Genomic DNA, 20,113 nt, shown 5'->3' with positions numbered 1-20,113 from the left:
TAAAGTTAATTCAATTGCTTCGTGCAAGTAGAAATAGTGAATTTCAAAAAAGATAAATTAATGTCAATTACTGTCAGTGCGGGCTTTCAATAAAATACAATGTACACGAAATCGATAATAGCCAGCAGCGCCCACAATAAGAGGTAGAGCATAAAATGCTCGCGAATATTATTGATGAGGAAGTTAACAATCCTGCGCATATCGCTCCGCAATACAGTGTGAATGAAACGGGCTCCGGGAAGTCCGAAGCCCGCAAGGGATTATCCGTTAAAACGCGAGAGTGAGAAGGGCGTCAGATCAAACTGCGGCGTGATACCCTGGGCAAACTGCGCGGCAATTTCCCCCAACACGGAGGCAAACTTAAATCCGTGACCGCTCAGCCCGGTGATAAGCAGGGTGTTGTCATGGCCTGGCAACGTATCAATGATAAAGTCTTCATCCGGCGTGTTGTCATAGGTACAGGCTGCGCCATACAGCAAGCCGCCGACACCGGGAAGGATGTTACGCAGGAACGAGAAGGCTTCTGAACCATCCTGCGGGAAGGCGCCGAAGGGTTTGCGCTCTTCAGGGGAGGCGATCGCCTGGCCTCCGTTGTGTTTACCGATTTTCAGCGCGTCTTTCTCGGAAGGGAAACCGTAGAACTGGTCGCCATTCGGCAGTTCACCGGTAAAGGCCGGGAATTTATTCTGCGCGCTGAAACGACCATCTGACTGGAACCAGGAGAAGACCTTACGCACCGGCTGAATGGGCAGGTCTGGCATCAGACGGGTGACCCAGGTTCCCGCGCTGACCAGCAGGCGGGACGCGGAATATTCGCCGTCGAGGGTCTTCACGGTGACGCCGTCAGCGTCATGGGTGATGGCGTCCACCGGGCAGTTAAACAGCTGCGCACAGCCCGCTTTCGCGGCAAGATCGATCCAGGTTTTGATCGCGGTTTCGCAATGCAATACTCCGGAATTGGCTTCAAAGAGACCAATGTAATCGTCCGGGACGGTAATTTCAGGCCAGCGCGCGGTAACGGCCGCCGCGTCCAGCTTCTCAACGTTAAGATTAAAGGCTTTCGCGCTGCGTTCGACATTAGCGAGAAATTCCGAACGGGCCGGACCAAGATTGATAACCCCGGTACGCTCGAAAATGCGATCTTCGGTCTGTTTCGCCAGTTCATCCCATAGCGTCTGGGCGCGGAGCACCAGAGGAACATAGCGTTCGCCTTCACCGTAGGCATGGCGCATGAGGCGGGTGTCTCCATGATGGCTACCCTCCGCATGAGGCGGAAGATGGGCATCAATCATCAGAACGTTCAGACCCGCCTGCGTCGCGTAATAACCGGCGGCCGAACCTACGGAGCCGCTACCAATAATGATTAGGTCGTATCTCATATCTTTCTCGTAAACTGATGTTTTGTTAGCAGAGTAATTAACAACGCGGGGTTAGACAAGGGAGAAATAAATAAGGCACCGCGAGGGTGCCTGTTGAGTGAAAAGTGGGCATACGGTTAGTGCCGTTTATACTCATTTTCCTGATAGTCGCCAGATTCTATTTTGGCAATACCTGCCTCCAGAATAGAAATAAACTGACGAGCGACGTCTGTTGTTAGCCACAGCGTCTGTCCAACTTCCGCTTCTTCACGGTTGAGTTGATTCGGGGTCTGGTAGTGCAAACGCAGCATCAGCGCATCGTAGCTATCTACGGTACTGATATCCCAGCCAACAAGTGGGTGGGTCTGGATGACTTCACTATTCTTTTCCATTATAACCCCCTTAATGCGTGTTAGAAGACAACGGCTCTGAGGTTCAATGCATGTTTTTCTGAAAGCATCTTCAGTATACCAAGTAATAAGGGTTCCAACGGGAAAAATAAACAGGTGGCAACACATTTTTCTGCTTTTTAGGATTGTTCGAACAATAAAACACCATCTCGTTCACGATTTTTAAAGAAGATACCGAATTAATTTGAACTTCCAGAATGTTCAGACGAAAAAAAGCCGGGGCGACCCGGCAAAAAAACACAATGAGGGAGCAGTGTTAATCTGTGATGAACCAGTCGTCGGCGCTTTCCCACGTTTCCTGCAGGATTTCGCTGATGCGATCTTTATCTTCTTTCGCGCCGCCAATGACGGAGAGGTTGTTCGCTGAGGCGTAACGCACCGTTACGGCACCCGCGTTGTCAGGAAAGGTATTATTAATACGACGGGACAATTCGCCTGCCAGTGCATCAAGCGCGCCGGCAGGCAGAACGGTCGTTTTGGCTATGGTGACTTCAATACGCATAAAGGCCCCCTGTGTAATATACTGTTTATTTATACAGGTATATTCTCGGTTTGACAACAAGGGGCATTGATTTTTTAACGTTTTACCGTCCAGTTTACGGTTTCACCCGCCAGGAATGGGATCAGCGTGTCATCCGTCAGCGCGATGGACTCCTCAACGTGGCTTGTCTTACGCTCCAGTTCGATGAAGGTCTCGTTCACCGGCAGGCCATAGAAACGCGGGCCGTTGAGAGAGCAGAACGCTTCGAAATGCTCCAGCGCGTTCATCTCTTCAAACACGGTCGCGTAGCTGGCAAGCGCAGTTGGGGCGTTGAAACAGCCTGCGCAACCGCAGCTTGCCTCTTTACGATGGCGGGCGTGAGGGGCGGAATCGGTGCCCAGGAATGCACGGGAGAACCCGCTGGCTACCAGCTCGCGCAGCGCCTGCTGATGGATATTGCGCTTAAGAATAGGCAGACAGTACAGGTGAGGGCGCACCCCGCCGACCAGCATGTGGTTGCGGTTAAACATCAGGTGCTGTGGCGTAATGGTCGCAGCGATAAGTTCGTTGCCGTCACGCACGTACTCTGCTGCGTCTTTGGTGGTGATATGCTCGAAGACCACTTTCAGCGCCGGCAGGCGCTGGCGCAGAGGCTCCATGACGGTCTCAATAAAACGGGCTTCACGGTCGAAGATGTCAATCTCGGCATGCGTCACTTCCCCATGAACCAGCAGCGGCATGCCCAGTTTCTGCATGCGTTCCAGAACCGGCATGATGGCATCAATACTGGTGACCCCGTGGCTGGAATTGGTGGTGGCATTCGCCGGGTAGAGTTTAGCCGCCGTAAATACGCCTTCGTTGAACCCGCGCTCCACTTCGTTCGGATCCAGGGAATCGGTCAGATAGCAGGTCATCAGCGGGGTAAAATCATGTCCCGCGGGAACGGCATCAAGGATGCGCTGGCGGTAGGCCATTGCCGCATCAACGGTGGTGACTGGTGGCACCAGGTTAGGCATGACAATCGCGCGGCCATAAATTTCGCTGGTATAAGGCACGACAGTTTTCAGCATATCGCCATCACGCAGATGGATATGCCAGTCGTCAGGGCGGCGGATTTTAAGAACCTGGGGTTGTGCAGTCATGGAAGCTCCGGCTTGTCAGGGATCAGTCATAAGGATGGCTGTTTTTGCCGGACACAAATCATAAGCGGAAACGTTTTCCTTTGCACACTTTTCCGTAAAAAAAAGGGCGCCGCAGCGCCCCTTCAGGTTAATCGGTGAAAGGAATAATAATTTCTCCTGGCTTCACCTCTATGCCTTTAGCATATTTTTTCGCCAGGGCTTCCCCTTTGCTTTTGTCTTCACTTAAGACATACGCGGGCTGCTGGTTAAAGTAATTACGCAGTGACTGATTCAGATAAGGCATCAGGGTTTGCAGAACCGGCGCCATCTTGTCCGGGGAAACCTTCGCATCGACGACTTCCATCTCCTGCAGGAAAATCGCCCCTTTCTCCTTGTTGAAAACGGGCAGTGCCTTCAGCTTGAGCTTGATGTTGGCTTTCTGATTGCCAAAAAGGGATGACATGTCGAGGTCCGCATCTCCTGACAGGGTGACTTTGTTTGGCTCTTCACGTCCGATCTGACTGGTCAGATTCGAGAGCACGATATGCGCGTCCGCAAGCCCCGGCACGCCAATGTCTTTAGAAAAATTATTATGTTTTTCCAGCGCCTGATTAATTTCCTGTTCACTGACGGTATATTGCGTGAGCTGGTTACAGCCAACCAGCAGACCGCTGACAATGAATGCAGCAGCAAAGACAATCTTCTTCATAGTGTTCCTCAACGAAAAATCGGCGCTTCTGTCCTGTTACGCCAGTATGTCAGTGTGAAATGGCAGAAACCAGCAGAAAAAACTGAGAAATGGGGCGGGAAGGGCTCCCGCCCGAGGGAAAGGCTACGCGCCGGGTTCGAGCATGCCGCTCGCGCTGCGTTTCTGGCTGAACTGCCACCACAGGGCAAGGAGCGTCATAAAGCCCACCACGCCGAGCATCATCCAGGGAAGCTCAGGTTGCTGTAACGCTTTGCCGGCATCAAACAGCCAGCCGCCGCCGGTGTATCCCAACGCGCCGCCAAGGGCCAATCCCAGGCGGCTGAACCCCATATAGCTGCCGCGTGCGCGCGCATCCGCGAGCGAGGCGCTCAGCGTTTCACGGGCAGGTTCGGCGATGATGGAGCCGATATAGAACGTGCAAATCAGTGTAAACAACTGCTGAAGCGAGTTCACCAGGCCAATAGGCATCATGCTCAGCGTCATCAGGAACAGCCCGGCCATCAGGCGATGTTCCAGACGAAAACGCCGTTCGCTCCAGCGGGCAATGGGATAGAGCAGCGTCAGAGAAAGCGCGGCTTCAATGGCGTACATCCATTTAACGGCAGCAGGGGTGCCCGCAATGTCGTTCACCATGATCGGCAGCATCAGCATCACCTGCACGGCAAGCATGTAATACCCCGTCAGGGTCAACACATAGGTGACAAAGCGTTTGTCATGCAGGACGCGCCCCAGCCCTTCCCGGACCGGCGCTTTGACCGTCGACAGCTTCCACGCTGGCAGGAACAGGCCATTAAACAGCGCGCACAGAACAAAGAGCACCGCACCCGCCGCGCAGACCAGACGGAAGTCATACTGCAGAAGCCAGCTTCCCAGCAGTGCGCCGACAACCGCTCCGGCACTGTCCTGCATCATCAGAATTGAGAAAAAACGACCGCGGTGCTGCGGACGAATGAGCTTCACCACCAACGCGGTGCGCGGCGGATCGAACAGGGTCCCCCCGATACCGGAGAGGAAGCAGGAGAACCAAAGCAGCCAGGGCTCGTGGGCGATGGCCATCGTGGCAAAACCTGCCGCGCGGAGCAGCATGCCGGTCACGATCATTGGTTTAGCGCCAAAACGGTCAGCGATGGCACCGCCAAAGACGCCGAGACCTTGCTGCACAAACTGGCGTAACCCCAGCGCGATGCCGACCATCAGCGCTGCCCAGCCCATTTGATCGACGAAGCGAATTGAGATGAGGGGGAATACGACAAAAAAGCCGAGCACGACGAGCATGTTATCGACCAGCAGGAAATATTTACCCAGGCTCCTGGCCTGTGATACGCGGGACATTTTCCCTCCAGGGAAAATAAGATGGTGAGCACGCTAACATTCTGCGGTGTCGCTGCGTTTTTGCCCACCCCTGGGCGTGACAATATTTTTTTATCAAAAGCGCGCTTTGATAGAGAGTTCTCATCGAAAAAGAGGAAAAGGAGGCAAAATGGTATGTCACTGTTTTCACAGACGGCAGCGGCGCAGGTATAGTAAAGCTAATGGGTAAGCAGAAGTGACGGGAAGGAGTGGTATCGATGTTTGGCTATCGCAGTAATGTGCCAAAAGTGCGTCTGACAACGGACAGGCTGGTCGTTCGTCTGGTGCATGAGCGTGATGCCTGGCGTCTGGCGGATTATTACGCCGAGAATCGCCAGTTTTTAAAACCCTGGGAACCCGTTCGGGATGAGAGTCATTGTTACCCTTCCGGCTGGCAGGCGCGCCTCAGCATGATCACCGAATTTCACAAGCAGGGCAGCGCGTTTTATTTCGCCCTGCTGGATCCTGAAGAGAAAGAGATTATCGGGATCGCCAATTTTTCAAACGTGGTGCGGGGATCGTTCCACGCCTGTTACCTTGGCTACTCCATTGGCCAGAAATGGCAGGGGCAGGGGCTGATGTACGAGGCGCTGACGGTGGCTATCCGCTATATGCAACGCACGCAACATATCCATCGCATTATGGCGAACTACATGCCGCATAATCAGCGCAGCGGGAATTTGCTGGCGCGGTTAGGGTTCGAGAAAGAAGGCTATGCCAAAGACTATCTGCTGATAGACGGAGAGTGGCGCGACCACGTTCTGACGGCATTAACCACCCGGGACTGGACTGCAGGTCGTTAAGGAGAAAAGATGAAGTATCAGCTAAACGCTACAGAAGCGCGCGTGATTGGGTGCTTGCTCGAAAAACAGGTCACCACCCCGGAGCAGTATCCGCTCTCCGTCAACGCCGTAACCATGGCCTGCAACCAGAAGACGAACCGCGAGCCGGTCCTGAACCTCAGCGAGCATGAGGTTCAGGACGTGCTGGATGCGCTGGTAAAACGCCATTATCTGCGCACCGTCAGCGGTTTTGGTAACCGCGTGACCAAATACGAACAGCGCTTTTGTAACTCTGAATTTGGCGACCTGAAGCTGAGCAGTGCGGAAGTGGCGGTCATCACCACGCTGCTGCTGCGCGGGGCGCAAACGCCGGGTGAACTGCGCACGCGTGCCTCCCGTATGCATGAGTTCGCGGATATGCAGGAAGTTGAACAGGTCCTGGAAGGGCTGGCCTCACGTGAAGATGGCCCTTACGTGGTGCGTCTGGCACGCGAGCCGGGTAAACGTGAAAGCCGCTATATGCATCTCTTCAGTGGTGAAATTGATATTTCAGATAAATCGATTACCCCCGATATCACTGTGGGTGACGACGATTTGGTGGCCCGCGTGGCGGCGCTGGAAGACGAGGTCGCAGGACTGAAACAGCGTCTGGATGCACTGCTGGCTCATCTGGGAGATTAATAGTGAAAAAATTACGTATAGGCGTGGTGGGGCTGGGCGGCATCGCGCAAAAGGCCTGGCTTCCGGTATTGGGTGCGGCGACGGACTGGACTCTGCAAGGGGCGTGGTCACCCAGCCGGGAAAAGGCAGAACGTATCTGCGAAACCTGGCGCATGCCGTATGCCAACTCTCTTTTGGATCTGGCCCGCGAGTGCGATGCGGTCTTTGTTCACACCTCAACGGCGACCCATTATCAGGTCGTGAGTGAGCTCCTTAATGCAGGCGTCCACGTCTGTGTGGATAAACCGCTCGCTGAAAATGTACAGGACGCCGAACGGCTGATTGAGCTGGCGGCGCGTAAAAACCTGACGCTGATGGTCGGTTTCAACCGCCGTTTCGCCCCGCTTTACCAGCAATTAAAGGCGCAGTCCGGCAGCTTCGCTTCGCTGCGCATGGATAAACACCGCACCGACAGCATTGGGCCAAACGATTTGCGCTTTACGCTGCTGGATGACTATCTGCACGTGGTGGACACGGCGCTGTGGCTCGCCGGTAGCCAGGCGCAACTGCAAAGCGGGACGCTCCTGACGAACGAACAGGGTGAGATGGTCTATGCCGAACATCATTTCGCGATTGAGCATCTGCAGATAACGACCAGCATGCACCGTCGTGCGGGCAGCCAGCGCGAGAGCGTTCAGGCCGTCACCGACGGCGCACTGTACGACGTTACCGACATGCGCGAATGGCGGGAAGAGAAGGGCAGCGGCGTGGTGATGCAGCCGGTCCCGGGCTGGCAGAGTACCCTTGAGCAGCGCGGTTTCGCCGGTTGTGCCCGCCACTTTATCAACTGCGTGCAAAATCAGACGGTTCCTGAAACCTCCGGCGAACAGGCCATTATGGCGCAGCGCATTGTGGAACGGCTGTGGCGCGAAGCCATGAGTGAATAACTCGCGGTAACATCTGCGGATAGTAATTCGTTGAAATCCGGTTAGACTAAGCGCCGCTTGTTGGCTTTGCCGGGTGGCGCTTACGCTTACCCGGCCTACACATCCGTATGGTTCTGGAAATTCACGTTAATGAACTTATTAAAATCGCTGGCAGCCGTCAGCTCGATGACCATGTTCTCACGCGTACTCGGTTTTGCGCGTGATGCGATTGTGGCAAGGGTCTTTGGTGCAGGGATGGCAACGGACGCCTTTTTCGTCGCGTTTAAATTGCCGAACCTGCTGCGTCGTATTTTTGCTGAAGGGGCATTTTCCCAGGCGTTCGTTCCCATCCTGGCGGAATATAAAAGCAAACAGGGTGAAGACGCGACGCGCGTATTTGTGTCGTATGTCTCCGGACTGCTGACGCTGGCCCTCGCCGTGGTGACCGTGTTCGGGATGCTGGCCGCGCCCTGGGTGATAATGGTGACCGCGCCCGGTTTTGCCGACACGGCCGATAAATTTGCCCTGACCACGCAGCTGCTGCGCATTACCTTCCCCTATATTTTGTTGATCTCGCTGGCCTCGCTGGTGGGGGCGATCCTGAACACCTGGAACCGCTTCTCCGTTCCGGCGTTTGCGCCGACGTTTCTTAACGTCAGCATGATCGGTTTTGCCCTGTTCGCCGCGCCGCATTTCAACCCGCCGGTGCTGGCGCTGGCGTGGGCGGTCACCGTGGGTGGCGTACTGCAGCTGGCGTATCAGCTGCCGCATCTGAAAAAAATTGGCATGCTGGTGCTGCCGCGCATCAATCTTAAAGATGCCGGGGCGATGCGCGTCATTAAGCAGATGGGGCCCGCCATTCTTGGCGTCTCCGTCAGCCAGATCTCGCTTATCATTAACACCATTTTTGCCTCTTTCCTGGTCTCTGGCTCGGTTTCCTGGATGTACTACGCGGACCGGCTGATGGAGTTTCCGTCCGGAGTGCTGGGCGTGGCGCTGGGGACCATTCTTCTGCCGTCGCTGTCGAAGAGTTTTGCCAGCGGTAATCATGATGAATACTGCCGCCTGATGGACTGGGGGTTACGCCTCTGTTTCCTGCTGGCCCTGCCAAGCGCAGTGGCGCTGGGTATTCTGGCCAAACCGCTCACGGTGTCGCTCTTCCAGTACGGGAAATTCACCGCGTTTGACGCCGCCATGACCCAGCGGGCACTGATCGCCTATTCGGTCGGATTGATGGGGCTTATCGTCGTCAAGGTACTGGCGCCGGGCTTCTATTCGCGTCAGGACATCAAAACGCCGGTGAAAATTGCCATCGTGACGCTGATTATGACGCAGCTGATGAACCTGGCATTTATTGGTCCCCTGAAGCATGCAGGTCTGTCATTATCGATTGGTCTGGCAGCCTGTCTGAATGCCGGGCTGTTGTACTGGCAGCTGCGCAAGCAGGATATTTTCACGCCGCAGCCAGGCTGGGCGAGTTTCCTCGTGCGTCTGATCGTTGCGGTACTGGTGATGTCTGCTGCGTTACTGGGCATGATGTCTATCATGCCGGAGTGGTCCCTGGGCACCATGCCTTACCGTCTGATGCGGCTGATGGCCGTGGTTGGCGTTGGGGTGGTGGCTTACTTTGCCACGCTCGCCGTGTTGGGTTTCAAAGTGAAAGAGTTTGCCCGCCGTACGACATAAACGCCAAAAGGGGAGTTCACCTTAGGGTGCTCCCCATTGCATGATTTGTCGCTTATGCTTCAAATCGAAATCTTTTTAACACCCGCAATACGCGCCGTCGCCGTCTGACCATCCGCACCGTACAATCCGGTCTCTTTATGCGGTTTCAGCACCTCAAGCGCCTGCTGGTTACGCTCAATCTGACCTTCCAGCAGCCAGCCGTTATGCTGATTAAGATCGCGCAGATGCTGGGTTTTTTCTGTAATGGTCTGCCAGCGCTCAACAATATCGTCATTGGCGCTGCGCTTAGGATCTTGCTCAGCGCGGCGTTGTTGCTCCAGATAATCCAGCGTCGCCAGAAGCGAACTTTTATCTTCAGTAATACGCTGCAACGCGCTGCCGTTGATGTGACCGGAAGAGAGATGCTGTTGCTCAGCGTCCATTACCGTTTTCAGGTCGTTCAGGACAACCGTCATTTGATCCAGTATTTCTGACAGTCGACTCATACGGTTAGTTACTCTGTAAGAAACTCTGTGCTTCCTGAATCAGGGCATCAGCGATTTTGCTGGTGTCCATTTTCAGTTCACCGTTACGAATAGCCGTTTTCAGCGCTTCAACACGTTCCATATTGATGTCGTTGCTGCCTGGCTGCATCAGTTTTGCCTGCGCATCGCTCAGGGTTACGCTGGTGCTGTTGGAGGTTGACGGTTTTTCCAGACGCGTTTTCTGAGGGGACGCGTCATTCGTTTCGCGAGGTTGTACAGCGCTTACCGGCTTCAGGGCTGATGTACGATCAATGCTCATAGTGTTGTCCTCATCGAGGGTTCGCGGCGTTTGCGCCTGACATCATCATTAGTTGAATATTTATCGGCACGCGCAGCGAAATCTTTAAAAAGATTATAGGTTAATCAGAATATTCCCATCAGAATCGACGGTTCCGCTAACCACCTGGCCTGAGGACATTCTGACGCGGGCGTTTTGCGCTACCGCGGCATTGTTCAACGCTTTCCCTTCACTGTTGATACGAAAGCCATCTCCGTTGGCCACGACCATGACCTGTTGACCGGCTTTGACCCGCCATGCCTGACGCAGCATCGAGATCTGTATCGGCTGACCCGGGGCGACGTCGCGCAGGCTGACGGCGTCCTGTGCCTGGTTAATATCCAGCATGGTTCGTGGTGGCAGTTGATCGAGACGGCCACGTTTCAGCGTCACGCTGTTTGTTTGCAGTACGCTGCCGCGCGCAATGGGCACGGCGGCAACAACATAATTGCCCGTCGCCTGAACTGCAACCTGTAAATAGCGTTTTTCGTTGGCGCAACGTGCCAGTACGTTCACATTTCCCCACAGCTTTGTGAACCCCACCACGCTGAATGACGGCTGGTCACACGTCGGGTACAGATTCGGTGGCGTGCGCACGCTGACGGTGACGTCATCACTAAAGCCTGCCAGTTTTTCCGCAAAAAAAGCCGTGAGCCGATCCTGCAGACCGTCAGCCTGCACCAGGGGGCTTAAGAGCAAGAGAGTCGCCACCAGACCACGTTTTAGCGTTTGCATCGTCAGTTCCACCGTTTCCAGAGTTGAACAAATTCTACCTGCAGTGGTTTTGCATCAACGGAATAAATAGCGACGCATTTTGCGCTTATTCCGTCGATAGGGGAGACCGGGTGAGATTTAAGCTGTGAACTGAAATTTTGCCATCAGCGGAGGAGACATGCTCGATAAACTCGACGCCGCGTTACGTTTTCAGCAGGAAGCGCTCAATTTACGCGCCCAGCGGCAGGAGATTTTAGCCGCCAACATCGCTAACGCCGATACCCCGGGGTATCAGGCGCGCGATATTGATTTTTCCAGTGAACTCAAAAAGGTGATGGAGCGTGGACGTGCCGAAGGAACGGGTGTTGCACTCGCCATGACTTCCTCTCGCCATATTCCTGCTCAGGCGATGACCGCGCCAACGACCGATTTACTTTATCGCATCCCCGATCAGCCTTCACTCGACGGTAACACCGTGGATATGGACCGGGAGCGCACGCAGTTTGCCGATAACAGCCTGAAATACCAGACGGGCCTGACCGTACTCGGCGGACAAATCAAAGGCATGATGAACGTCCTGCAGGGGGGTAACTGATAGATGGCGTTGCTGAATATTTTTGATATCGCCGGCTCGGCGTTAACCGCTCAGTCCAAACGTCTGAACGTGGCCGCCAGTAACCTGGCGAATGCGGACAGCGTAACCGGACCTGACGGACAACCTTATCGTGCCAAACAGGTTGTCTTTCAGGTCGATGCTGCGCCAGGCGCGGCGACGGGCGGCGTGAAGGTTGCTGATGTGGTCGAGAGCCAGGCCCCGGACAGGCTGGTATATGAGCCAGGTAACCCGCTCGCGGATGCCAACGGATACGTGAAAATGCCCAACGTGGATGTGGTGGGTGAGATGGTGAACTCCATGTCGGCTTCCCGTAGCTACCAGGCCAACGTCGAAGTGCTTAATACCGTGAAGAGCATGATGCTCAAAACACTCACTCTCGGCCAGTAAAGGAGACATGCATGTCCATCGCCGTAAATGTGAATGATCCTACGAACTCGGGTGTCAGTAACACCAAAAGTTCGACAGGTTCTAACTCCCTGACGGGGAGTAACGCCGCCGATCTTCAGGGCAGCTTTCTGACGCTGCTGGTGGCTCAGCTGAAGAACCAGGATCCCACTAACCCAATGCAGAACAACGAACTGACCACGCAGCTTGCGCAGATCAGTACCGTGAGCGGCATTGAGAAACTCAACACCACCCTTGGTTCCGTCTCCGGACAGATTAACAGCGCCCAGTCTCTGCAGGCGGCAAGCCTGATTGGTCATGGGGTGATGATCCCGGGAACCACGATTCTGGCGGGCACCAGCACCACAGATGGCAATGCCACAACGACGACCACGCCGTTTGGCGTTGAGCTGCAGCAGCCGGCTGACAAGGTGACCGCGACGATCACCGACGCAACCGGTGCCGTGGTTCGCACCATCGACATTGGTGAACTGAAGGCGGGCGTTCACACCTTTACCTGGGATGGCACCCTCACCGACGGCACCAAAGCGCCAAACGGTTCCTACAAAGTGGCAATCAGCGCCAGCAAAGGGACAACCCAGCTGGTGGCGCAGCCGCTGCAGTTCGCGCTGGTCCAGGGCGTGATTAAGGGGAGCGACGGCAACAAACTGGATTTGGGTACCTCTGGTACCACCACACTCGACGAAGTTCGGCAGATTATCTAAGCCTTAACACTTATCAGGAGTAAGTCATGGCCTTTTCTCAAGCGGTCAGCGGCCTGAATGCTGCGGCCACCAACCTGGATGTCATTGGCAACAACATCGCCAACTCCGCGACCTATGGTTTTAAATCCGGTTCTGCTTCCTTTGCAGATATGTTTGCCGGTTCTAAAGTAGGCCTGGGCGTTAAAGTGGCGGGCATCACTCAGGACTTTACCGACGGTACCACCACCAACACCGGTCGTGGTCTGGACGTTGCTATCAGCCAAAACGGTTTCTTCCGTATGGTTGATTCCAACGGTTCGGTGTTCTACAGCCGTAACGGTCAGTTCAAGCTGGACGAAAACCGTACGCTGGTCAACATGCAGGGCATGCAGGTGACAGGCTACCCGGCAGCGGGTACCCCACCGACGATTCAGACAGGTGCGAACCCTCAGGCTATCACCATTCCGAATACGCTGATGTCGGCGAAAGCCACCACCACCGCCTCACAGCAGATCAACCTCAACTCCACCGATCCTGTGCAAACTGCCCCGTTCGATGCGACCAACCCGGATACCTATAACAAAAAAGGGACCGTGACCGTCTTCGACAGCCAGGGTAACGCCCATAACATGTATGTCTACTACGTGAAGACAGCCAACAACAAATGGGATCTTTACACGCAGGACGGCAGCGTAGCGGGTTCTACCGCGACGAAAGCGGCGCAGATGAACTTCGATGCGAACGGTAACCTGGCGGGCGTTTACAACTACAACGCTGCGGGTGTACTGAGCGCCACGCCAAATGCCACGCCGGCCATTAACATCACCACCGGCTCTGTCGGCGGGGCGACGGCGGCGACCTTCTCCCTGAGTTTCCAGAACTCCATGCAGCAGAACACCGGCGCCAACAGCGTGGTGGCAACCAATCAGAACGGCTACAAGCCGGGTGACCTGGTGAGCTATCAGATCAACGACGATGGCACCGTGGTCGGTAACTACTCCAACGAACAGACTCAGGTTCTGGGTCAGATCGTGCTGGCTAACTTCGCCAACAACGAAGGTCTGAAATCTGAAGGCGATAACGTCTGGTCGGCTACCCAGTCCTCCGGTGTGGCGCTGCTGGGTACGGCGGGCACCGGTAACTTCGGCAAGCTGACCAACGGCGCGCTGGAAGCATCCAACGTGGATATGAGTAAAGAACTGGTGAACATGATTGTCGCGCAGCGTAACTATCAGTCGAACGCGCAGACCATCAAAACCCAGGATCAGATCCTCAACACGCTGGTTAACCTGCGTTAAGCGGCTAACAGGAAAGCGCAATGGATCACGCAATATATACCGCGATGGGCGCGGCAAGTCAGACGCTCAATCAGCAGGCTGTTACCGCCAGCAACCTGGCAAACGCCTCTACGCCGGGCTTTCGCGCGCAGCTCAATGCGCTGCGCGCGGTGCCGGTGGAAGGATTGTCTCTGCCGACCCGTACGCTGGTCACGGCCTCTACACCTGGCGCCGATATGACGCCAGGGCAGATGGACTACACCTCGCGCCCGCTGGACGTTGCCCTGCAGCAGGACGGCTGGCTGGCGGTGCAAACGGCGGACGGCAGCGAAGGCTATACCCGTAACGGGAATATCCAGGTGAGCGCGACGGGGCAGTTGACGATTCAGGGGCATCCGGTGATGGGGGAAGCGGGTCCGCTGACCGTGCCGGAAGGTTCTGAGCTGACCATCGCCGCGGACGGCACCATTTCGGCGCTGAACCCGGGCGATCCGGCCAATACCGTTGCACCTGTCGGACGTCTGAAACTGGTTAAAGCGGAAGGCAAAGAGGTGCAGCGTGGCGACGACGGCATGTTCCGTCTGACCCAGGCGGCGCAGGCGACGCGGGGTGCCACGTTACAGGCCGACCCGAGCATCCGCGTGATGTCCGGCGTCCTGGAAGGCAGTAACGTCAAGCCGGTCGAGGCCATGACCGACATGATCGCCAGCGCCCGTCGCTTTGAAATGCAGATGAAAATCATCAGCAGCGTGGATGAAAACGCGGGCAAGGCTAACCAACTTCTGGCTATGAGTTAACAGGACTCCTTATGATCAGTTCTTTATGGATCGCGAAAACTGGCCTCGACGCCCAGCAAACCAATATGGACGTGATTGCCAACAACCTGGCAAACGTGAGCACCAATGGTTTCAAGCGTCAGCGCGCCGTTTTCGAAGATTTACTTTATCAAACCATCCGCCAGCCGGGCGCGCAGTCTTCTGAACAGACGACGCTGCCATCGGGTCTGCAGATCGGTACCGGTGTTCGTCCAGTGGCCACCGAGCGTCTGCACAGCCAGGGCAACCTGTCTCAGACCAACAACAGTAAAGATGTGGCGATCAAAGGCCAGGGCTTCTTCCAGGTACAGCTTCCTGACGGGACCTCTGCCTATACTCGCGACGGCTCGTTCCAGGTCGATCAGAACGGTCAGCTGGTCACGGCGGGCGGTTTCCAGGTTCAGCCTGCGATTACCATCCCGGCAAACGCCCTGAGCATCACCATCGGCCGTGACGGCGTGGTCAGCGTGACCCAGCAGGGACAGGCCGCGCCTGTTCAGGTGGGACAACTCAACCTGACTACCTTCATGAACGATACCGGCCTGGAAAGCATTGGTGAGAACCTCTACACCGAAACGCAATCCTCCGGTACGCCGAATGAGAGCACCCCGGGTCTGAACGGCGCGGGCCTGCTCTACCAGGGCTATGTAGAAACGTCCAACGTGAACGTAGCGGAAGAGCTGGTGAATATGATCCAGGTCCAGCGCGCGTATGAAATTAACAGTAAAGCAGTGTCGACGACCGACCAGATGCTGCAGAAACTGACGCAACTCTAAGGTGTAGCCCGGTGCGGTAAACGCCGCACCGGCTCCCTGTTTTCGAAGATGAAGGCAATGCAAAAAAACGCGGCGTTTCGTTATCCGATTCTGACTGTTCTGGCCGTCTCCCTTAGCGGATGTGCCTGGATCCCGTCTAAACCATTGGTCCAGGGTGCGACGACTGCCCAACCCGTTCCTGGCCCCGCGCCAGTTGTCAACGGCTCTATTTTCCAGACCGCGCAGCCGATTAATTACGGTTATCAGCCGCTGTTTGAAGATCGCCGCCCGCGTAACGTCGGCGATACCCTGACCATTGTGCTGCAGGAAAACGTCAGCGCGAGCAAGAGCTCGTCGGCGAATGCCAGCCGCGATGGCAAAACCAATTTTGGCTTCGATACTGTCCCACGCTACCTGCAGGGACTGTTCGGCAACGCGCGAGCAGATGTCGATGCCTCTGGCGGCAATACCTTTAACGGTAAAGGTGGCGCGAACGCCAGCAACACCTTCAGCGGCACGCTGACGGTCACGGTTGACCAGGTGCTGGTTAACGGCAACTTACACGTTGTGGGTGAAAAACAGATTGCCATTAACCAGGGCACTGAATTCATTCGTTTCTCAGGCGTGGTTAACCCTCGCACCATCAGCGGCAGCAACACCGTTCCGTCCACTCAGGTGGCCGATGCGCGCATTGAGTACGTCGGTAACGGCTATATCAATGAAGCGCAAAATATGGGTTGGCTGCAGCGCTTCTTCCTTAACTTATCGCCAATGTAAGCGAGGTGACCCATGTTTAAATCGATCTTCGCCGTGGCGCTGGCGCTGGTGGCTACGTTTGCCCAGGCTGACCGTATTCGCGATCTCACCAGTGTCCAGGGCGTGCGCGAAAACTCGCTGATTGGCTATGGCCTGGTGGTCGGTCTGGATGGTACCGGTGACCAGACAACCCAGACGCCATTCACCACCCAAAGCCTGAACAATATGCTTTCCCAGCTCGGCATTACCGTGCCGGCGGGAACCAACATGCAGCTGAAAAACGTGGCCGCGGTGATGGTCACCGCCTCCTACCCGGCGTTTGCGCGTCAGGGGCAGACCATTGACGTGGTCGTCTCCTCCATGGGTAACGCCAAAAGCCTGCGCGGTGGTACGCTGCTGATGACCCCGTTGAAGGGTGTTGACAGCCAGGTCTATGCGCTCGCGCAGGGCAATATTCTCGTCGGCGGTGCAGGGGCATCCGCAGGGGGAAGCAGCGTGCAGGTGAACCAGCTGAACGGTGGGCGTATCACCAACGGTGCGATCATTGAGCGTGAATTGCCTACCCAGTTTGGCTCGGGCAACACCATCAACCTGCAGCTTAATAATGAAGACTTCACGATGGCGCAGCAAATTGCCGATACCATTAACCGCAACCGCGGTTACGGCAATGCAACGGCTCTCGATGCGCGTACCGTGCAGATCCGTACCTCTACGGGCAACAGCAACCAGGTGCGCATGCTGGCCGATATCCAGAATATGGAAGTCAACGTTCCGGTACAGGATGCGAAGGTGATCATCAACTCCCGTACGGGCTCGGTGGTGATGAACCGGGAAGTGTCGCTGGACAGTTGCGCCGTTGCCCAGGGTAACCTCTCTGTGACGGTCAACCGCTCGGCAAACGTCAGCCAGCCTGATACGCCATTTGGCGGTGGTCAGACGGTGGTAACACCGCAAACGCAGATTGATATGCGTCAGAGCGGTGGATCGCTGCAGAGCGTTCGCTCCAGCGCCAACCTGAACAGCGTGGTACGCGCCCTGAACGCCCTGGGGGCAACGCCGATGGATCTGATGTCCATTCTGCAATCCATGCAAAGCGCGGGCTGCCTGCGCGCCAAACTGGAAATCATCTGATGCTGACCGATAGCAAACTGTTGACCAGTGCCGCCTGGGATGCCCAGTCGCTTAACGAACTGAAAACCAAAGCAGGAAAAGACCCGGCGGCGAATATCCGCCCGGTCGCCCGCCAGGTGGAAGGGATGTTTGTCCAGATGATGCTGAAAAGCATGCGTGAAACCCTGCCGAAAGACGGGATGTTCAGCAGTGATTCAACGCGTCTGTACACCAGCATGTATGACCAGCAGATTGCGCAGCAGATGACCGCCGGTAAAGGCCTCGGTCTGGCTGACATGATTGTGAAACAGACCGAAGCCGCGCAGGGCATTCAGCCTGAGGAGCAGCCGCAGCAGGTGCCGATGAAGTTCGACCTGCAAACGGTGACCAGCTATCAGAACCAGGCCCTGACGCAAATGGTGCGCAAGGCCATACCCAAAGCCACGAGCAGTAATGATGAGCCGCTCTCCGGTGACAGCAAAGATTTCCTGGCGCAGCTTTCGCTGCCTGCGCGTCTTGCCAGTGAACAGAGCGGCGTGCCGCATCACCTGATTCTGGCTCAGGCTGCGCTGGAGTCGGGCTGGGGGCAGCGCCAGATCCGTAAGGAAAACGGCGACCCAAGCTTCAACATCTTTGGTGTCAAAGCCACCGCCAGCTGGAAGGGGCCGACAACGGAGATCACGACTACCGAATACGAGAACGGCGCCGCGGTGAAGGTCAAAGCAAAATTCCGCGTCTACAGCTCGTATCTGGAAGCCTTGTCCGATTACGTGGGGCTGCTGAGCCGAAATCCGCGCTATACCGCTGTGACGCAGGCGGCGACGGCGGAGCAGGGGGCGCAGGCCTTACAAAACGCCGGCTACGCGACCGATCCGAACTATGCCCGTAAGCTCACCAGCATGATCCAGCAGCTGAAATCCATGGGCGAGAAGGTCAGCAAAGCCTATAGCACAGATATTGAAAATCTGTTCTGAAAGTTCTCAAGTCCCGGTGGAGGTTGCCGATAACCTTCATCAGGACTTGTGTCTGAACGTATAAAAGGAACCCCCATGTCCAGTTTGATTAACAGCGCCATGAGTGGCCTCAGTGCTGCACAGGCGGCACTCAATACCGTCAGTAATAATATTTCAAGCTATAACGTGGCCGGCTATACCCGCCAGACCACGGTGCTGGGCGCATCTAACAGCACGCTGACCGGCGGTGGCTGGGTGGGTAACGGGGTTTATGTCTCCGGTGTCCAGCGTGAGTATGACGCTTTCATTACCAACCAGCTGCGCGCCGCACAGACGCAAAGCAGCGGGCTGACGACGCGCTATCAGCAGATGTCAAAAATCGACGATGTGCTCTCCGATACGACCAACTCGCTCTCCACCACGTTGCAGGACTTCTTCAAGAGCCTGCAAACACTGGTGAGCAACGCGGAAGACCCGGCGGCACGTCAGACGGTGCTGGGTAAAGCGGGTGGTCTGGTGAATCAGTTCAAAACCAACGATCAGTATCTCCGCGACCAGGATGCGCAGGTAAATACCGCCATCTCGAGCAGCGTTTCACAGATCAACAACTACGCAGCACAGATTGCCAATCTGAACGATCAGATTTCTCGTCTGACCGGCGTAGGCGCGGGCGCGTCCCCTAACGACCTGCTTGACCAGCGCGACCAGCTCGTGACTGAGCTCAACAAAATCGTGGGTGTGGAAGTTTCCGTACAGGATAGCGGTACGTTTAATATCTCTCTCGGCAACGGGTATACCCTGGTGCAGGGGAGCAAAGCGAGCCAGCTGGCGGCCGTGAAGTCCAGCGCCGATCCGGCGCGTACCACCATCGCCTATGTCGATGACGTGGCCGGGAACATTGAGATCCCGGAAAAGTTTATCACCAACGGCTCTTTAGGCGGTTTACTGACCTTCCGTGCGGAAGATCTGGATAAAGCCCGTAACAGTCTGAACCAGATGGCGCTGGCCTTTGCCGATGCGATGAACACCCAGCATGAAGCCGGTTTTGATGCTAACGGTGATGCTGGCGGCAAGCTGTTCGACTTCGGTTCTCCGGCGGTGCTGTCCAATAGCAAAAACGGCGGTTCCGCCGTTGTCACGGCGTCTGTGACGGACAGTAAACAAGTCCAGGCGACAGATTATACCCTGCAGTTTAATGGCACTGACTGGACGGTCACCCGTACATCAGACAAAACCAGCTTTACGATGAGCCCGGACGCCAGCGGTAATCTGGCGTTTGATGGACTTAAGGTCAATGTGAGCGGCACGGCAAACACCAAAGACAGCTTTACCGTGAAGCCTGTTGCCAACGTCATTATGAACATGGATCTGGCCATCAGCGACGAGTCCAAACTGGCCATGGCTGCGGTGCAGAATGGCGGTGAGAGCGACAACCGTAATGGCCAAAAAATGCTTGATCTGCAAAACGGCAAAGTGGTCGGTGGCAACAAAACCTTCAACGATGCGTATGCCTCTCTCGTCAGTACCGTAGGTAGCACGACGGCTTCACTGAAGGTGAGCAGCCAGACGAAAGCCAATGTGGAAACCCAGTTAATCAAGCAGCAGCAGACCATCTCTGGGGTAAACCTCGACGAAGAGTATGGCAATTTGCAGCGTTATCAGCAGTATTACCTGGCCAATGCCCAGGTGTTACAGACTGCCAGTACGCTCTTTGATGCAATTATCAACATTCGTTAAGGTTGAGG

The 20,113-nt window shown here is 55.6% G+C and carries 24 protein-coding genes; 14 read left to right on the top strand and 10 right to left on the bottom strand.

The window, feature by feature from the left end; genetic code table 11:
* Window positions 1-86 precede the first annotated feature (86 nt).
* The 7 genes from C5687_RS02070 to mdtH all read right to left on the bottom strand — a co-directional run bounded on the left by C5687_RS02070 (window position 87) and on the right by mdtH (window position 5,411).
* Entirely contained in the window at window positions 87-200 is a 114-nt protein-coding gene (locus C5687_RS02070) for a DUF2770 family protein (protein ID WP_032672401.1), read from the bottom strand.
* 60 nt (window positions 201-260) lie between these two features.
* Window positions 261-1,379, bottom strand: a complete 1,119-nt coding sequence (gene solA, locus C5687_RS02065) for an N-methyl-L-tryptophan oxidase (RefSeq protein WP_045285010.1) — start codon at window positions 1,377-1,379, stop codon at window positions 261-263.
* Between the two features lie 116 nt (window positions 1,380-1,495).
* Window positions 1,496-1,750, bottom strand: a complete 255-nt coding sequence (gene bssS, locus C5687_RS02060) for a biofilm formation regulator BssS (RefSeq protein ID WP_008500827.1) — start codon at window positions 1,748-1,750, stop codon at window positions 1,496-1,498.
* Window positions 1,751-2,024: 274 nt separating this feature from the next.
* The gene (gene dinI, locus C5687_RS02055; RefSeq protein WP_025755841.1) at window positions 2,025-2,270 is read right to left on the bottom strand and encodes a DNA damage-inducible protein I; all 246 of its coding nucleotides are present in this window, start codon (window positions 2,268-2,270) and stop codon (window positions 2,025-2,027) included.
* Between the two features lie 74 nt (window positions 2,271-2,344).
* On the bottom strand, window positions 2,345-3,391 hold the full coding sequence (gene pyrC, locus C5687_RS02050; RefSeq protein WP_095441029.1) for a dihydroorotase: 1,047 nt from the start codon (window positions 3,389-3,391) through the stop codon (window positions 2,345-2,347).
* A 127-nt stretch (window positions 3,392-3,518) separates the two neighbouring features.
* Window positions 3,519-4,079, bottom strand: coding sequence for a lipoprotein (locus C5687_RS02040; protein ID WP_025755839.1), 561 nt, complete (start codon window positions 4,077-4,079; stop codon window positions 3,519-3,521).
* A 123-nt stretch (window positions 4,080-4,202) separates the two neighbouring features.
* Window positions 4,203-5,411 (bottom strand): multidrug efflux MFS transporter MdtH, encoded by a 1,209-nt coding sequence (gene mdtH / locus C5687_RS02035; protein WP_025755838.1) that lies wholly within the window; start codon window positions 5,409-5,411, stop codon window positions 4,203-4,205.
* 236 nt (window positions 5,412-5,647) lie between these two features.
* Here mdtH and rimJ point away from each other — a divergent pair, with 236 nt between their 5' ends.
* The 4 genes from rimJ (at window position 5,648) to murJ (ending at window position 9,483) form a co-directional block, all read left to right on the top strand.
* Window positions 5,648-6,232: a ribosomal protein S5-alanine N-acetyltransferase gene (gene rimJ, locus C5687_RS02030; protein ID WP_008500822.1), complete on the top strand. Its 585-nt coding sequence runs from the start codon at window positions 5,648-5,650 to the stop codon at window positions 6,230-6,232.
* Window positions 6,233-6,241: 9 nt separating this feature from the next.
* Window positions 6,242-6,892, top strand: a complete 651-nt coding sequence (locus C5687_RS02025; RefSeq protein ID WP_059385702.1) for a YceH family protein — start codon at window positions 6,242-6,244, stop codon at window positions 6,890-6,892.
* Between the two features lie 2 nt (window positions 6,893-6,894).
* Window positions 6,895-7,818 carry a Gfo/Idh/MocA family protein gene (locus C5687_RS02020; RefSeq protein ID WP_104556316.1) on the top strand — a complete coding sequence of 308 codons (924 nt, stop codon included), beginning with the start codon at window positions 6,895-6,897 and terminating at the stop codon, window positions 7,816-7,818.
* A 129-nt stretch (window positions 7,819-7,947) separates the two neighbouring features.
* Window positions 7,948-9,483 (top strand): murein biosynthesis integral membrane protein MurJ, encoded by a 1,536-nt coding sequence (gene murJ, locus C5687_RS02015; protein WP_104556315.1) that lies wholly within the window; start codon window positions 7,948-7,950, stop codon window positions 9,481-9,483.
* 59 nt (window positions 9,484-9,542) lie between these two features.
* Here murJ and flgN read toward each other — a convergent pair whose 3' ends face one another.
* From flgN to flgA, 3 genes are all read right to left on the bottom strand, one after another.
* A complete protein-coding gene (gene flgN / locus C5687_RS02010) occupies window positions 9,543-9,968 on the bottom strand; it encodes a flagella biosynthesis chaperone FlgN (RefSeq protein ID WP_025755834.1) in 426 nt (141 codons plus the stop codon).
* Window positions 9,969-9,972: 4 nt separating this feature from the next.
* The gene (gene flgM, locus C5687_RS02005; RefSeq protein WP_045285005.1) at window positions 9,973-10,266 is read right to left on the bottom strand and encodes a flagellar biosynthesis anti-sigma factor FlgM; all 294 of its coding nucleotides are present in this window, start codon (window positions 10,264-10,266) and stop codon (window positions 9,973-9,975) included.
* Between the two features lie 93 nt (window positions 10,267-10,359).
* On the bottom strand, window positions 10,360-11,019 hold the full coding sequence (gene flgA, locus C5687_RS02000; protein WP_059385705.1) for a flagellar basal body P-ring formation chaperone FlgA: 660 nt from the start codon (window positions 11,017-11,019) through the stop codon (window positions 10,360-10,362).
* Between the two features lie 157 nt (window positions 11,020-11,176).
* Here flgA and flgB point away from each other — a divergent pair, with 157 nt between their 5' ends.
* The 10 genes from flgB to flgK all read left to right on the top strand — a co-directional run bounded on the left by flgB (window position 11,177) and on the right by flgK (window position 20,105).
* Window positions 11,177-11,593: a flagellar basal body rod protein FlgB gene (flgB, locus tag C5687_RS01995; RefSeq protein WP_025755831.1), complete on the top strand. Its 417-nt coding sequence runs from the start codon at window positions 11,177-11,179 to the stop codon at window positions 11,591-11,593.
* A 3-nt stretch (window positions 11,594-11,596) separates the two neighbouring features.
* On the top strand, window positions 11,597-12,001 hold the full coding sequence (gene flgC, locus C5687_RS01990; protein WP_025755830.1) for a flagellar basal body rod protein FlgC: 405 nt from the start codon (window positions 11,597-11,599) through the stop codon (window positions 11,999-12,001).
* A gap of 11 nt (window positions 12,002-12,012) precedes the next feature.
* Window positions 12,013-12,723, top strand: a complete 711-nt coding sequence (flgD, locus tag C5687_RS01985; protein ID WP_025755829.1) for a flagellar hook assembly protein FlgD — start codon at window positions 12,013-12,015, stop codon at window positions 12,721-12,723.
* Between the two features lie 26 nt (window positions 12,724-12,749).
* On the top strand, window positions 12,750-14,000 hold the full coding sequence (flgE, locus tag C5687_RS01980) for a flagellar hook protein FlgE (RefSeq protein WP_059385706.1): 1,251 nt from the start codon (window positions 12,750-12,752) through the stop codon (window positions 13,998-14,000).
* A 20-nt stretch (window positions 14,001-14,020) separates the two neighbouring features.
* Window positions 14,021-14,776, top strand: a complete 756-nt coding sequence (locus C5687_RS01975) for a flagellar basal body rod protein FlgF (RefSeq protein WP_008500811.1) — start codon at window positions 14,021-14,023, stop codon at window positions 14,774-14,776.
* 11 nt (window positions 14,777-14,787) lie between these two features.
* Window positions 14,788-15,570 carry a flagellar basal-body rod protein FlgG gene (gene flgG, locus C5687_RS01970; RefSeq protein WP_008500810.1) on the top strand — a complete coding sequence of 261 codons (783 nt, stop codon included), beginning with the start codon at window positions 14,788-14,790 and terminating at the stop codon, window positions 15,568-15,570.
* A 57-nt stretch (window positions 15,571-15,627) separates the two neighbouring features.
* Window positions 15,628-16,326: a flagellar basal body L-ring protein FlgH gene (gene flgH / locus C5687_RS01965; protein WP_025755826.1), complete on the top strand. Its 699-nt coding sequence runs from the start codon at window positions 15,628-15,630 to the stop codon at window positions 16,324-16,326.
* Between the two features lie 12 nt (window positions 16,327-16,338).
* Window positions 16,339-17,436 carry a flagellar basal body P-ring protein FlgI gene (locus tag C5687_RS01960; protein WP_025755825.1) on the top strand — a complete coding sequence of 366 codons (1,098 nt, stop codon included), beginning with the start codon at window positions 16,339-16,341 and terminating at the stop codon, window positions 17,434-17,436.
* Window positions 17,436-18,389 carry a flagellar assembly peptidoglycan hydrolase FlgJ gene (gene flgJ, locus C5687_RS01955; protein WP_045285001.1) on the top strand — a complete coding sequence of 318 codons (954 nt, stop codon included), beginning with the start codon at window positions 17,436-17,438 and terminating at the stop codon, window positions 18,387-18,389. Before C5687_RS01960 ends, flgJ begins: the two co-directional genes overlap by 1 nt.
* Before the next feature lie 75 nt (window positions 18,390-18,464).
* The gene (gene flgK / locus C5687_RS01950) at window positions 18,465-20,105 is read left to right on the top strand and encodes a flagellar hook-associated protein FlgK (RefSeq protein WP_025755823.1); all 1,641 of its coding nucleotides are present in this window, start codon (window positions 18,465-18,467) and stop codon (window positions 20,103-20,105) included.
* Window positions 20,106-20,113: the final 8 nt, after the last annotated feature.

Origin of the sequence: Enterobacter sichuanensis, from assembly GCF_002939185.1 — a bacterium.
Classification (GTDB): domain Bacteria; phylum Pseudomonadota; class Gammaproteobacteria; order Enterobacterales; family Enterobacteriaceae; genus Enterobacter; species Enterobacter sichuanensis.
This window is presented reverse-complemented; position numbering and strand designations above follow the sequence as displayed.